Source organism: Cupriavidus basilensis (assembly GCF_029335485.1).
GTDB classification, from domain to species: Bacteria; Pseudomonadota; Gammaproteobacteria; order Burkholderiales; family Burkholderiaceae; genus Cupriavidus; species Cupriavidus basilensis_E.
Genome location: NZ_JARJLM010000639.1, coordinates 1 through 12,793 on the forward strand (window position 1 = coordinate 1; position 12,793 = coordinate 12,793).

At 68.2% G+C, this 12,793-nt stretch carries 12 protein-coding genes; 7 read left to right on the forward strand and 5 right to left on the reverse strand.

The features are described 5' to 3' along the window. A partial coding sequence (locus P3W85_RS39190; protein ID WP_276268761.1) for a LysR family transcriptional regulator occupies positions 1 to 752 on the reverse strand: 752 nt, incomplete at its 3' end. A 179-nt stretch (positions 753 to 931) separates the two neighbouring features. Between P3W85_RS39190 and P3W85_RS39195 the strand changes: the two genes are divergently transcribed. The 3 genes from P3W85_RS39195 (at position 932) to P3W85_RS39205 (ending at position 3,729) form a co-directional block, all read left to right on the forward strand. Next, positions 932 to 2,293 carry an acyclic terpene utilization AtuA family protein gene (locus P3W85_RS39195; RefSeq protein ID WP_276268762.1) on the forward strand — a complete coding sequence of 454 codons (1,362 nt, stop codon included), beginning with the start codon at positions 932 to 934 and terminating at the stop codon, positions 2,291 to 2,293. Beyond that, entirely contained in the window at positions 2,290 to 2,670 is a 381-nt protein-coding gene (locus P3W85_RS39200) for an AtuA-related protein (RefSeq protein WP_276268763.1), read from the forward strand. The genes P3W85_RS39195 and P3W85_RS39200 overlap by 4 nt, the downstream gene beginning before the upstream one ends. Positions 2,671 to 2,742: 72 nt before the next feature. Further along, on the forward strand, positions 2,743 to 3,729 hold the full coding sequence (locus tag P3W85_RS39205; protein ID WP_017226670.1) for a Bug family tripartite tricarboxylate transporter substrate binding protein: 987 nt from the start codon (positions 2,743 to 2,745) through the stop codon (positions 3,727 to 3,729). A gap of 57 nt (positions 3,730 to 3,786) precedes the next feature. Here the strand turns inward: P3W85_RS39205 and P3W85_RS39210 are convergent, their stop codons facing one another. Then, entirely contained in the window at positions 3,787 to 5,883 is a 2,097-nt protein-coding gene (locus P3W85_RS39210) for a ParB/Srx family N-terminal domain-containing protein (protein WP_276268764.1), read from the reverse strand. A 296-nt stretch (positions 5,884 to 6,179) separates the two neighbouring features. Between P3W85_RS39210 and P3W85_RS39215 the strand changes: the two genes are divergently transcribed. Next, a complete protein-coding gene (locus tag P3W85_RS39215; protein WP_276268765.1) occupies positions 6,180 to 6,785 on the forward strand; it encodes a nuclear transport factor 2 family protein in 606 nt (201 codons plus the stop codon). A gap of 76 nt (positions 6,786 to 6,861) precedes the next feature. Beyond that, on the forward strand, positions 6,862 to 7,866 hold the full coding sequence (locus P3W85_RS39220) for an MBL fold metallo-hydrolase (RefSeq protein ID WP_276268766.1): 1,005 nt from the start codon (positions 6,862 to 6,864) through the stop codon (positions 7,864 to 7,866). Between the two features lie 4 nt (positions 7,867 to 7,870). Here P3W85_RS39220 and P3W85_RS39225 read toward each other — a convergent pair whose 3' ends face one another. Both P3W85_RS39225 and P3W85_RS39230 read right to left on the reverse strand, forming a co-directional pair. Beyond that, on the reverse strand, positions 7,871 to 8,305 hold the full coding sequence (locus P3W85_RS39225; protein ID WP_017231042.1) for an EamA family transporter: 435 nt from the start codon (positions 8,303 to 8,305) through the stop codon (positions 7,871 to 7,873). Positions 8,306 to 8,371: 66 nt separating this feature from the next. Beyond that, positions 8,372 to 8,761, reverse strand: coding sequence for a GNAT family N-acetyltransferase (locus tag P3W85_RS39230; protein ID WP_017231041.1), 390 nt, complete (start codon positions 8,759 to 8,761; stop codon positions 8,372 to 8,374). A 172-nt stretch (positions 8,762 to 8,933) separates the two neighbouring features. On the opposite strand from P3W85_RS39230, the gene P3W85_RS39235 reads away from it, so the two are divergent. After that, entirely contained in the window at positions 8,934 to 10,430 is a 1,497-nt protein-coding gene (locus P3W85_RS39235) for an AMP nucleosidase (RefSeq protein ID WP_017231040.1), read from the forward strand. Between the two features lie 99 nt (positions 10,431 to 10,529). Here P3W85_RS39235 and P3W85_RS39240 read toward each other — a convergent pair whose 3' ends face one another. Continuing rightward, positions 10,530 to 11,507 carry an OmpA family protein gene (locus P3W85_RS39240; protein WP_276268767.1) on the reverse strand — a complete coding sequence of 326 codons (978 nt, stop codon included), beginning with the start codon at positions 11,505 to 11,507 and terminating at the stop codon, positions 10,530 to 10,532. A 1,010-nt stretch (positions 11,508 to 12,517) separates the two neighbouring features. Here P3W85_RS39240 and P3W85_RS39245 point away from each other — a divergent pair. Then, on the forward strand, positions 12,518 to 12,715 hold the full coding sequence (locus P3W85_RS39245) for a hypothetical protein (protein WP_276268768.1): 198 nt from the start codon (positions 12,518 to 12,520) through the stop codon (positions 12,713 to 12,715). Positions 12,716 to 12,793: the final 78 nt, after the last annotated feature.

Sequence of the window (12,793 nt, forward strand, 5' to 3'; positions counted from 1 at the left end):
TCCCGCTGGAACTGGAACAGCGCCAGCGCCGGCACCACCGTGATGCCCAGCCCCGCCGCCACCAGCGCTGCCACCGTGGCGAGATGTTCCACTTCCATCACCCCGTTGAGCTTGAGCGGATGCAGCGCCGCGTCCAGGTGCTGGCGCACGCTGCTGGTACGCGAGAGCTGGATGAAGGGCAGGCCCGCCAGCGCCTGCGGTGCGACGCGCCGGCGGCGCGCCAGCGGGTGGTCCGCCGGACATACCAGGTGGAAGCTGTCCGCCACCAGCGGCTCGATGCGCAGGTCGCTGTCCTGCGCCGGGGCGGGCGCCAGCGCAAAGTCGGCACGGCCGCGCCGTACCAGGTCGATGCAGCCGTCCGCCAGCAGGTCGAACAGTTCCAGCGCGATGCCGGGATAGCGCTGGTGGAAGGCGGCCAGGACCGGTGGCAGGTCGCCCGCGGCCAGCGACGGCAGGGCGGCGATCGATACCCGTCCCTTGCGGCGCTCGGCGTGGTCGCGCAACTCTTCGAAGGCGGTCTCGAAATCCGCCAGCAGGCGCGCCGCCACTTCCTCGAAGCGCCGCCCCTCCACGCTCAGCTCCACATGGCGCGTGGTGCGCTCGAACAGCCGCGTGCCGGCCTGTTCCTCCAGCGTCTGGATCAGCGCGCTGAAGGCCGACTGCGACAAGTGGCAAGCCTGCGCCGCGCGGGTGAAGTTGCGGTGCGTGACCAGGGCCACGAAGGCGCGCAGGTGTTTGACGGAGAGGTTCATTGGCAAGTACCCGGCGGCAGGCAGGCTTCGATGGCAAGCGGCTCCGGCCCTGCCGCGTTTCATCGGGAAAGTCGATAGATTAATCCAAATTATCCGCTTTTTGGCTGACGCGGGCGCGTCTAGAATGCCTCCATCGCCCGCGCCGTGCGGGCCTTGTTTTCCTCACCAGGCCATTTCCCATGACCGCCCCTTTGCTGATCGGCTGCGGCGCCGGCTTCTCCGGCGACCGTACCGATGCCGCCCTGCCCGTGGTGCGCACCCTGATCGCGGCGGGCGGCCCGGCCGTGCTGATGTTCGAGACGCTGGCCGAGCGTACGCTGGCGCTGGCCCAGCTCGCGCGCCGCTCCGATCCCGCCCATGGCTACGAGCCCCTGCTGGACGCGCTGCTGGCGCCGGTGCTTGGGCTGTGCCTGGCCAACGGCATTCCCATCGTCGGCAATTTCGGCGCCGCCAACCCGCGCGCCGCGGCGCGGCGCGTGCGCGCGCTGGCTGCGGAGCTAGGCCTGCCGCCGCCGCGCGTCGCGGTGGTGGAGGGCGACGACCTGTCGCACGATGCCGGCCGCGCCGTGCTGCGGGACATCGTCGGCGCGGGCTTTCCCGAGGCGCGCTTCGTCTGCGCCAATGCTTACCTTGGCGCGCGGGGCATCGCCGATGCGCTGACCGAAGGCGCCCAGGTGGTGGTATGCGGCCGCGTGGCCGATCCCGCGCTGGCGGTGGGCCCGGCGATGGCCCACTTCGGCTGGTCGTGGCAGGACTGGGACCGCCTGGCGCGCGCCACCATGGCCGGCCACCTGCTGGAGTGCGGGGCGCAGGTCACCGGCGGCTATTTCGCCGATCCCGGCATGAAGGACGTGCCCGCCGTGCATGCCGTCGGCTACCCCATCGTGCGCCTGGATCAAGACGGCAATATCGAGGTGGGCAAGGCCGCGGATACCGGCGGCTGCGTGGACCTGCGCACCGTCAAGGAGCAACTGCTCTACGAAGTGCACGACCCCGCTGCTTATCTCACGCCCGACGTGATCGCAGACATCAGCGCGGCCACGGTCGAGCAGACCGGGCCGGATCGCGTGGCGGTGCGCAATGTGCGCGGCCGCGAGCGGCCCGAACAACTCAAGGCCAACCTGTTCTACCAGGGCGGCTGGATCGCCGAGGGCGAGATCTCCTACGCCGGCCCCAACGCCGCGGCGCGCGCGCGCCTGGCCGCGCAGATCGTGCGCGAGCGCATGCGGCTGCTCGGCCACGACGCCGCGATCCGCTTCGACCTGATCGGTGTGCTGAGCGTGTTCGCCGACGACGGCGGCCGCCTGCTGGCGCAGCCGCAAGCGGGCGAGGCGCAGGCACGGGACGTGCGCCTGCGCGCCGCGCTCGCGCATGAGGACAAGCCCGTGGCCGAAGCGCTGCTGCGCGAAATCAATGCGCTCTATACCTGCGGGCCGGCCGGCGGCGGCGGCGTGCGCACCGCGCTGCGCGCACGCCTGAACGCGATGTCCTGCCTGGTGCCGCGCAGCGCCGTCAACGCAAGCCACACCCTGCTGCCATGAACGCTACCCAAACCCATGCGGGCCACCCGCACGCCCCGGCCGCAACCATTGCGCTCTACCAGCTCGCGCATGGCCGCACCGGCGACAAGGGCGATCGCTCCAATATCAGCGTGATCGCCTACGACCCGCGCGATTTCGATCACCTTGCCGCCCATGTGACCGAAGACGCCGTTGCGGCGCTGTTCCGGCATCGTCAGCCGCAAGCGGTCAGGCGCTACCTCGTGCCATCGCTGCAGGCCATGAACTTCGTCATCGACGGCGTGCTCGATGGCGGCGTCAACGATGCGCTCAACCTGGACACGCACGGGAAGGCACTGTCCTTCCTGCTGCTGCAACTGGAAATTCCCCTGCCGCCACGCCTGTCCGGCGCCGGCTGAATATCCGCATCAAAACCAAACCACGACGAATCAAAGACTACAACGCATCGAGATTCGAACAGGAGACCAACGATGTCCGCATACAGCAAGCCCGCTTCCGCCCTGAAGGCGGCCACCGGCATCGCCGCCGCCGCGCTCGCGCTGCTGGCCGGCCCCGCGCACGCGGAGTTCCCGGACAAGCCGATCCGCTTCGTGGTGCCGTTCGCCGCCGGCAGCGCGACGGACCAGCTCGCCCGCGCGATCGGCCAGGCCATCACGGTGGATGCCAAGGTGACGGTGGTGGTCGACAACAAGCCCGGCGCCAACGGCTTCATCGCCGCCGGCGACGTGGCCAAGGCCAGCCCCGACGGCTATACCGTGCTGATCAGCACTAACACCACGCATGCGGCCAACGAGCATCTGTTCAAGAAGCTGCCCTATGATCCGGTCAAGGACTACGCGCCGCTGACCGCGCTGGGCCGTGGCGGGCAGATCATGGTGGTGAACCCGCAGTTGCCGGTCAACAGCGTGGGGGATTTCATCGCGCTGGCGAAGAAGGAGCCGGGCAAGCTCAGCTTCGGCAGCGGCAGCTCGTCCTCGCGCATCGCCGGCGAGCTGTTCCAGCAGATGGCGCATGTGCAGCTGCTGCACGTGCCCTACAAGAGCAACCCGCTCGCGCTCACCGACCTGCTGGGCAACCAGATCCAGATGATGATCACCGACACCGCAACCGGCCTGCCCCAGGTCAAGAGCGGCAAGCTCAAGGCGCTGGGCGTGTCGGGCAAGGCCCGTTCGCCGCTGGCGCCCAATGTGCCGACCATCGACGAGGCCGGCGTCAAGGGCTACGAGATGAGTTACTGGTTCGCGGCCTACGCGCCGGCCAGGACACCGCAGCCGGTGGTGGACAAGCTCAACGCCATGCTGGTGAAGGCAGCCAGGAGCGAGACCGCGGCCAGCTTCTACCAGACCACGGGCACCGAAGTGTTCACCAGTACGCCGGCCGAACTGGCCAGGTTCCAGGCGCTGGAATCGGCCAAGTGGGGCCGCATCATCAAGGCCGCCAATATCCAGCCTGAATAAGGCATGGCAGCCGTATCACCGTGCGGATGACCCGCACGGTGATACGGCCTTTTCCGCTTATTGCGGCAAGGTCGCCTTGTAGCCCACGGCATACGGCAGCTTGCCGGGCTTGGCGCTGCCCACCGGCTGCGACAGCGCGGTGAACTCGGTCTCGTTGACGGCGGCGAGACCGCCCAGTGCCGCCGCGGTCTTGCCGTTGCTGACCGTATCGGCCGGGGCTAGCGCCACCATGGCGGTGGCCGCCGCGCGTACGGCGCTCAGGTAGCTCGCGGTGTCATCCAGGCGGTAATTGTCCAGGTTGACGCGCTGGCGCAGCCAGTCGCCCCAGTAGAACTCCGTGAACTCGGTGGCGTCGGTCAGTTGCTGATAGCCGATATCGCGGGTGAAATACACCAGCGAGCGGTAGCGGTCGTTGCCCATGCCGTTGCGCAGGCCCAGCGACAGCGGCAGCTCGGCCGGCGTGGTCGGACGGTTCGCGGTGTCTTTCAGCCACGTCAGGTTGCGCGCGCGCAGCGTGCGGAAGAAGGTGGCGCGGTCCTGCGTGGCGAAGTTGTCCTGCACCTTGATCCACATCTTCGCCTGCGGGCCGCCGTCCGCCGTTTCCCACACGCTGGTGAAGGTATGGTGGCCGTCGGTCAGGTACGGCTTGCCGGCCGGCCCGATCACCACGGTCTTCATATCCTCCGGCTTGGTGCCGACGGTCTTGGTGCAGGTGAAGGAAGCCAGGTCGTCCACGCGCGAGGCGGCGGTGGTGGTCTTGGCCTTGTTCTGGCCGTTGGCCTCGCAGGCATCGTCGAACTTCTTGGCCGGGTCGGCGGCGTAGCGGCCCAGCTTGTAGTAGATCTGGTCGAAACCGATGGCGGGCTGGGTGGGGCGCAGGTCGGCCAGCGTGACTTGCACGATATCGCCGGCCTTGGCCTGCAGATAGGTGGTGGTGGGAGATTCGGCCGCCAGCGGCGTGCACACGCCTTGCAGGCGGCGCGCGGTGCCGGGCACGTCGCGCAACTGGTATGCCAGCCTGGCGCTGACCGGCAGCAGCGCCAGCGCGGCTTGCGGCTGGCCGGCGGCGGCGTCCTGCCAGGCTCCGTAGACCAGGCCGTTGGCCCCATTGGCGAGCGTGCCGCCGGCCCCGCCGGCCGTGTTGTAGCTCAGCGTGACGTTGCTGGCGATATGGTCGGCGGCGAGGCGGGTGCCGGCGATCGAGACAAAGTTGCGGCGGGTGCGGCCGGTCGGCGCGTTGCCGCCATCGAGCTCGGGCTCGGCGCACAGCCAGTCGCCGTCGCTGGCGCCCGCGGCGACCGCCTGCGCGCTCTTGAGCACCCAATTGCCGTTGCGTGCGCTGCCGTTGGCGTTGGTGGCCGCCTCGTCGACGAACAGCGTGGCCTGGCCGTCCTGGCGCGCCACGAACAGGCGGCCGATCCTGGCGCCGCCCAGGGTCACGGCAAAGGCACCGGGGAAGCGCTGCTGGTCGGCTTCCGCGCTCAGCCGGCCGCTCTCGCCGCCGGCGCAGTTGTCGGCATAGGCGGCACCGGCGCAGGCGCGCAGGGTGCCGTCGGCGAAGATCCTGACCTGCCCCGCGCCGGACGTGCCGCCGGCCTGGCGCAGATAGCTGTAGACCCCCGCGATATCGCTCAGTTGGGCGCCCTTGTTGGCGGCGCTGACGTAGCCCTGCAGCAGGGCACCGCCGCCGGCGGCCAGGTTGGGCACCTGGCCCAGCGCGCCGGACAGCACGCCGGCATCGACCACGAATTCGAAGCCGATCGCGCTCGCGGCGGCAGCCAGGCCGGCGGGGACGTCGGCCGTAGCCGCCGCCAGCCTGGCAACCTTGTAGGTGTCGCCGTTGCGCGTGTAGCTGCCCACCAGGGCGCCGGCCAGGCCAAAGCGGGAATCGAGAAAGCGCAGCGTGACCTGGCCCGCGGCCGGCTGGTCGAGCTGCACCGATACCGTGTCGCCAAAGCTCGCCGCACCCACATAGAGCGAGCCGCCCGCCAGCGGCGCGAGGGCGGCGGGCTGCGTCACCGTGCCGCCATTGCCGCCGCCCGTATTGCCACCGGCGCCGGTTTGCGGTGCCGTGTCACCGTCGCCGCCGCAGGCTGCCAGCGCTGCCGTGACCACGCCGCAGGCGATAGCCGCCCAATGCTTGCGCTTGATCATATCGATATCCCTCACCCGTTCCGTTGTTCTCGTTTGCCGTCCCGTGCTGCGCCGGGTGGCTAAAGAGCATCAATCTATGTCGGTTCGATGACCTGCCTGTGACGCAAGGCATTGTGGGCAATACATTGAGGACGGCGGCGGCGAACGCAAACCCGGGCGCGGCGGCGACCTTGCTGGCGGCAGGGCTGCTTCGCCGCAGGCCCGCGCGCCGGGCTACCATGCCGGCAGACCACGCATTCCACCCACCATCGCCGCGCAAGGCCCGCAGCCATGCGCAGGCATACACAAGGCACAACATGAACGCACCTGCAGTTCCCAGCGCAACGGCGCACCCGGATGCCCTCGCCCCACAGGCGCTGATCCGCACCTATGTCCGCGCCAAGGACGAAAACCGCCCGCACCTGATGGCGCATGCGTTTGCCCCGGACGCCACGCTGGAGATGACGGTCAAGTCCGAGACCATCGCCTTCCCCGGGCGCAGCGAGGGCCTGGCCGCCATCAGCGACGTGCTGGTGCGGCGCTTCGGCCAGACCTACGACAACGTCTACACGTTCTGCCTGACCGACGCCCCGCCCGGGGCGGAGGCCGGGCGCTACGGCTGCGACTGGCTGGTCGGCATGACCGACAAGGCCACCGGCGGCGTGCGGGTGGGCTGCGGCAGCTACGCTTGGGTTTTCTCCATGCAGGCGGGCATCCGGCGCGTGCAGGCGCTAACCATTGTGATCGAGGCCATGGAAGTGCTGCCCGCCGACGCCGCGCAGCCGGTGCTGGACGGCTGGCTGGCCCGGCTGCCCTATCCCTGGTGCACCGCCGGGCAGGCCTGCGGGCAGGCGCCCGCGCTGGCGCAGCTGGCGCCGGTGCTGGCCTATCTGCAGGCGGGGGCAGGGTCCGGGGACCGCTGATCATGTATGGTGCGGTGTTGCGGTGTTGCGTCGTATCCCGCCGTCCCGTTCACCGGATAGATCAGAGGAGCATCCCATGACCCTGCCCAACCTTGCCGGCCGCCGCCTCGTGGCACTTTCGCTGAGCGCCGCGCTTGCCCTTGCCGGCCTGCCTGCGCTGGCGCAAGGCCCGGCCCCCAAGGCGCCGCCGGCCCGGCAAGAGAACCAGGTTCCCGGCTATTACCGCATGATGCTCGGCCAGTTCGAGGTCACCGCGCTCTACGACGGCTATGTCGACCTCGATGCCAGACTGCTGAAGTACACCAGCCCGGGCGAGGTGCGAAGGCTGCTGGCGCGCATGTTCGTGGCTGCCACGCCGGGCATGCAGACCGCGGTCAATGCCTACCTGGTCAATACCGGCAGCAACCTGGTCCTGGTCGACACCGGCGCGGCCGCGTGCTTCGGCCCCACGCTTGGCCGCGTCGCCGCGAACCTGCGCGCATCGGGCTACGACCCCGCCCAGGTCGATACGGTGCTGCTCACCCACCTGCATGGCGACCACGTCTGCGGCCTGAGCGAGGACGGCAAGCCTGTGTTCGCCAACGCCACGGTCTATGTCGGCCAGGCCGAAGCCGGCTATTGGCTGGACGACGCCGCCGCACAGCGCGCGCCGCAGGCGGACCAGTCCGCCTTCGCCATGGCGCGCGACGCCTTGGCGCCGTATCGGGCCAGCGGCCAGCTGCGCACCTATCGCCCCGGCGACACGCTGGTGGCGGGCGTCAGCGCGGTGCCGGCGTATGGGCATACGCCCGGTCACAGCGGCTACCTGTTCAAGTCGGGCGGGCAAAGCATGCTGGTGTGGGGCGATATCGTGCACAGCCATGCGGTGCAGTTCCGCCGCCCGGATGTGGCGATCGAGTTCGATTCGGATAGCCGGCAGGCGGTGCGCACGCGCAAGCGGCTTTTTGCCGATGCCGCGCGCGGCAAGCTGTGGGTGGCCGGCGCGCACCTGCCGTTCCCGGGGATCGGCCATGTGCGGGCGGAGGGCAAGGGCTATACCTGGGTGCCGGTGGAGTACGGGCCGTTGCGCACGGAGCGCTGACGGCTTACCGCTTGAATCCCAGCACCAGCACGCCGGCGCCCACCAGCAGGATGCCGGCCCATTCGCGCAGGCTGGGGCGCTCGCCCAGGAAGATCACGGCGAACACGGCCACCAGCAGCAGGCTCAGCTTGTCCACCGGGGCCACCTTGGAGGCGTCGCCGATCTTGAGCGCGCGGAAGTAGCACACCCAGGAGGCGCCGGTGGCCAGGCCCGACAGCACCAGGAAGGTCCAGGTGCGGGGCGATAGCGTGAGCGGATTGCTCCACTTGCCCGTCAGCACCACGAAGAAGGTCAGCACCACGATGATCACCGCGGTGCGCACCAGCGTGGCCAGGTCGGAGTTGACCCCTTCCAGCCCGATCTTGGCGAAGATCGCCGTCAGCGCGGCGAACCCGGCCGATAGCAAAGCCCAGTGGAACCAGCCGGTGGAAGTGGCCATGGTGTCGGTGAAGTGCGGTGAAAAGTTGAGTGGCCGGCAGAGCCCGGGGGGCGATCCATGCACGGCTCAGGAGCGCCGGCGCTCCATGGCGACCAGCGAAGGCACGAAGCCGAGCTGGCCGAAGAAGGCCGCCTCGGACGAACGGCCGGCGCGCAGCACCCAGGTGATATCGGGATCGTTGCCAACGATGTGGCGTACCAGCGCGCGGCCGATGCCTTGCCGGCGATGGCTGGGCGCCACCGCGACCATCGACAGGTAACCGTTGGAGATATCGTCGCACAGGGCGCGCGCGAAGCCGACGACCTGTCCGTCGTCGACCGCCACCACCACGCGTTGCGAGTTGGCGATCAGGCGGGCGAAGCGTTCCACATTGGCGACCCGGTGGGCCCACCCGTTGGCCGCAAGGAGTTGTCTGGCCGCCTCGGTTTCTTCTGGCAGCAGATTGCGGATTTCCATCGGGGCTCCCCATGCAAGCACATACGGCAACTCGGCGCAGCCCTTCTGGCGTGGGGCGCATCGCGAGGCGAGTGCGGCGCCTGGCCGCAAAAGACTGCACGCAGTGTAGCGAGCGCGCGCAGGCCCGTCAATTTGCGGGCCCCGTGTTGCGTCCGTCCGGTGGCGGGGTATCATGTTTGCCATGAATGCCTCGATCTTCTCTTCCGCCCATCCGGCCGATCAGCTGGCCGAGTTCACCGACGCCGATGCCGCGCTGGCTCGCATCCGGGAAATCTACGACGCTTCGGTCGGCGCCATCCGCGCGCGCTTCGACGCCTTTGCCCAGCGCCAGCCGCTGCCGTCCGCGGCACACGCCTGCTACCCGTACCTCGGCATCTCGGTCAACCTCGAGACCATGGTTACCGACAGCCGGCCATCCTGGGGCACGGTAGCCTACCCCGGCGTGTACGGCACCACGGTCACCCGCCCCGACCTGCTGGCCGACTACTACCGCGACCAGATCGAGCGCCTGATGCGCTACCACCGCGTGCCGGTGGTGGTCGGCGTGAGCCGGCGCCCGATCCCGCTGCCCTTTGTCATCGAAGCCTCCACCACGGATATCAGCTACACGCAGGCGCGCGAACTCGAAGCCTCCTTCGTGCTGCCTGAGCTGAGCCGCATCGACGACGCCATCGCCAACGGCACTTATGAGCCGGTTCCCGGCGAGGCCGGCCCGCTTTCGATGTTCCCCGCGGAGCGGGTGGACCTGGCGCTGCAGCGCTTGTATCACTACACCGGCACCGCGCCCCAGCACTTCCAGCGCTTCGTGCTGTTTACCAATTACCAGCGCTACGTGGACGAATTCATCGCCCTGGGCCGTTCGCTGATGGCGGCCGAAGACGCGCAGGGCGCCGACGGCTGCGTGCGCTTCGTCGAACCCGGCGATGTGGTGCAGCAGCGCGGCGAGGCCGAGCCCGACGACGCCCTGCGCCCGCGCGCGCTGCCGCAGATGCCTGCCTATCACCTGGTGCGCGAGGACAAGCTCGGCGTCACGCTGGTCAATATCGGCGTGGGCCCGTCCAACGCCAAGACCATGACCGACCATCTCGCCGTGCTGCGCCCGCATTGCTGGCTGATGGTGGGGCACTGCGGTGGCCTGCGCCGCTCGCAGCAGCTCGGCGACTACGTGCTGGCGCATGCCTATGTGCGCGACGACCACGTGCTCGACCACGACCTGCCGCCGTGGGTGCCGGTGCCGCCCATTGCCGAGATCCAGGTCGCGCTGCAGGAAGCGGTGGCGCGCGTCACGGGGCTCTCTGGCAATGAGATGAAGACCCGCATGCGCACCGGCACCGTGGTTTCCACCGACGACCGCAACTGGGAGCTCAAGTCCAAGTCGCTGTACGCGCGCTTCAACCAGTCGCGCGCCATTGCCATCGACATGGAAAGCGCCACGGTGGCGGCCAACGGCTTCCGCCTGCGCGTGCCCTATGGCACCCTGCTGTGCGTCTCCGACAAGCCGCTGCACGGCGAGCTCAAGCTGCGCGGCATGGCCAATGCGTTCTATCGCCAGCGCGTGAGCCAGCATATGTCGATCGGCCTGGAAGCCATCCGCATCCTGCGCGAGAGCGGTGCCGAGCAGCTGCATTCGCGCAAGCTGCGCAGCTTCGACGAGCCGGCGTTCCGCTAGCGCTGCCTCCCGCCGGACGTGCTTGCGCCCGGCATCTTCCCCTTGCGGGCATGCCGGCGCCGGGACCGGAGTCCACGACCCGGCAGGCGGTGGCCGCGCTTACTGCTTGACGAGTTCGACGCGGCGGTTCTTGCCGCGGCCGGCATCGTCGTCGTTGCTGGCAACCGGCGATAGCGAGCCCACGCCCTTGGCCGTCAGGCGCGCCGCGGGAATCTTGTAGGACGCCGTCAATGCCTGCACCACCGCGTCGGCGCGCTTCTGCGACAGGTCCAGGTTGCGCGCCAGCGCGCCCTGGTTGTCGGTATGCCCGACGATATAGACCTTGAGCTTGGGATCCGCCTTGAGCAGCTTGGCCATCTCATCCAGCGCGGGCTTGGACTCCGTCTTCACCTCGGCCTTGTCGGTGTCGAAGTAGACGCCATAGATGGCCACCTTGCCGGTCGACGCGATCGAGGTCTGCATGGTCTTGGCGTCGATCACGCTGACCTGCCCGGTCTGCATCGCCTTGGTCTCGACTACCTGCTGATAGATGGCGGACAGGTTGTTGGACGGGTCCGACATGATGTCGAGGAAGACATAGACGTCGCCCTTCGGCGTGGCCTTCTTGGCGAGGATGGCGCGGAACCCATCGTTGAAGGCGGCGTCGCCCTGGCCGGCCAGGCGCACCTTGCCCCCGTTGATCACATAGGACTGGAATTCGGGGCCACACTGATCGTTGCCCTTGCAGGAGAACAGCGTCTGGAAGCCGCCGTTCTGCAATGCGGCCTCGTAGTTGCGCGAGATTTCGAGCACGGACTTCTGCCCGGGAATCCGATAGGCGATGCGGGTGATCTTGCCTTCCAGCGCGAGCGTCTTTGGCGAGTGGTTCGTGGCGATGGGCTGGTTGGGCAATATCGCCTCGTCGTAGTCGACCTGCTGGTAGGCGCGTATCTGGGCGCCGGCAAACCGGGTCAACATCGGGTGGTCCTTGGAACCTGGCTCGTCCGGCAAGGACGCGGCAAGGACTGAGCCCGCCAGGCCGAGGCCAAGGACGGATACCGCAACACGCGCACGCACATCGACTATTCGGTTCTTCACTCGCAACTCCCTGGTAAATAACAAATTAACAAATACCGTTAGAGGCGAGATTTTGTTCCATGTCTGTGGTTTCTGTTGTTTTGCTGGTGGCTGTGTCTTGTGCACGCAACATCTGGCGCAGATTTCTTGCCGCTGCCAGTGGACAAGAGGCAGCCGCATACGCATGCGTCTTGACAGCGGTGATTCGCATCAGCCACACGAATGCGCGCCGCTTTTCCCGGCGAGACGAATCCGGCCTTGCGGCGCACCGAAAAAACAGTTGCGAAGACTGCAACGCATTTGTTACCCTTCGCTCCGTCTTTACTACGGATTTATTTCCATGGACTGCTGTTCTAGTTGGCCCTCGGCCAAATCCTGAACGGCTAGGCAAGTCCAGGCGATACCTCGCCACTGCCTAGCCGATACCGGCGGGTAGTGGTTTCTTGCACGGGTTCTCCGTGCAAGCCATTCCCTCTACGCGTTGCTTTACCAGGCGATCCGCTTGCCGCGGCATGCACGCTTTCGTCCGTGCATGCCCACGCATGCCGCCGCCTGCGCAGACGCTGGCCATGTCAGCCAGCGTGGAGGACCCATGCTGTACAGCTTCATTGCATCGTGCCACGTCCCGCCGCACCAGGCCGCTCTTGCCGTGCCAGGCGGTGCTGACAGCCTCGCCGCCAGGCGCGGCCACGCGGGGGGCTGAGGGCGCTGCAAGCGCCAGGGGGGAGCGCGGAGCCAATCCGCCTCCAGGTGTGCCGGACTTGGCCTTTCGTCCCGGGAATAAGGAAACCATATGGACAGTTGCCCCAGTCGATTTTCTTATCGAAACCAGGCGCGCCAGCAGTCGTTCACCGGCCGCTGTCTTGCCTGACTGGTAAGGCGGCGGTGTCTTGGGGCCGGTCGGATACGACCCGCCCCGGCCAATCGGCAGGCCCGCTCCTTTGTTGAATTCCGCCGGGATTCCCCGGCATTGCGCCGCCCCGCCAACAGTGCAAAGTGCAATAGCGAAAAAGGGCGGCCAGGAGTCGAGCATGCGTAAGATCTTTTCCTCAACCGTTCGTGCATCCGCCATCACCGCACGGCTGGCCTCGCCATTTCTGCGCCGCATCGAAGCCGGCGCTTCCAGCTCCGCCTCCGGCACGGCACGGGTAGCCGATGCGCGCCACGTCCCGCACAGCAACCGCGAGTTCGCCGACGCCGCCATCCGTTCGTGCCGGACCCTCTGGTAGCGTCTGCGCCGGTGAATTGAAATGGCATCCGGCGTGTCGGCCGCATCGGCGCGCTGGCTGTGTTCCTGCCGCGGGCAC

Bases quoted from the DNA above. Each gene is read 5' to 3' on its own strand.
- P3W85_RS39235 (WP_017231040.1), top strand. From the start codon at position 8,934: ATGTTTGCCATGAATGCCTCGATCTTCTCTTCCGCCCATCCGGCCGAT.
- P3W85_RS39245 (WP_276268768.1), top strand. From the start codon at position 12,518: ATGCGTAAGATCTTTTCCTCAACCGTTCGTGCATCCGCCATCACCGCA.
- P3W85_RS39220 (WP_276268766.1), top strand. From the start codon at position 6,862: ATGACCCTGCCCAACCTTGCCGGCCGCCGCCTCGTGGCACTTTCGCTG.
- P3W85_RS39195 (WP_276268762.1), top strand. From the start codon at position 932: ATGACCGCCCCTTTGCTGATCGGCTGCGGCGCCGGCTTCTCCGGCGAC.
- P3W85_RS39210 (WP_276268764.1), bottom strand. From the start codon at position 5,883: ATGATCAAGCGCAAGCATTGGGCGGCTATCGCCTGCGGCGTGGTCACG.
- P3W85_RS39200 (WP_276268763.1), top strand. From the start codon at position 2,290: ATGAACGCTACCCAAACCCATGCGGGCCACCCGCACGCCCCGGCCGCA.
- P3W85_RS39215 (WP_276268765.1), top strand. From the start codon at position 6,180: ATGAACGCACCTGCAGTTCCCAGCGCAACGGCGCACCCGGATGCCCTC.
- P3W85_RS39225 (WP_017231042.1), bottom strand. From the start codon at position 8,305: ATGGCCACTTCCACCGGCTGGTTCCACTGGGCTTTGCTATCGGCCGGG.
- P3W85_RS39205 (WP_017226670.1), top strand. From the start codon at position 2,743: ATGTCCGCATACAGCAAGCCCGCTTCCGCCCTGAAGGCGGCCACCGGC.
- P3W85_RS39230 (WP_017231041.1), bottom strand. From the start codon at position 8,761: ATGGAAATCCGCAATCTGCTGCCAGAAGAAACCGAGGCGGCCAGACAA.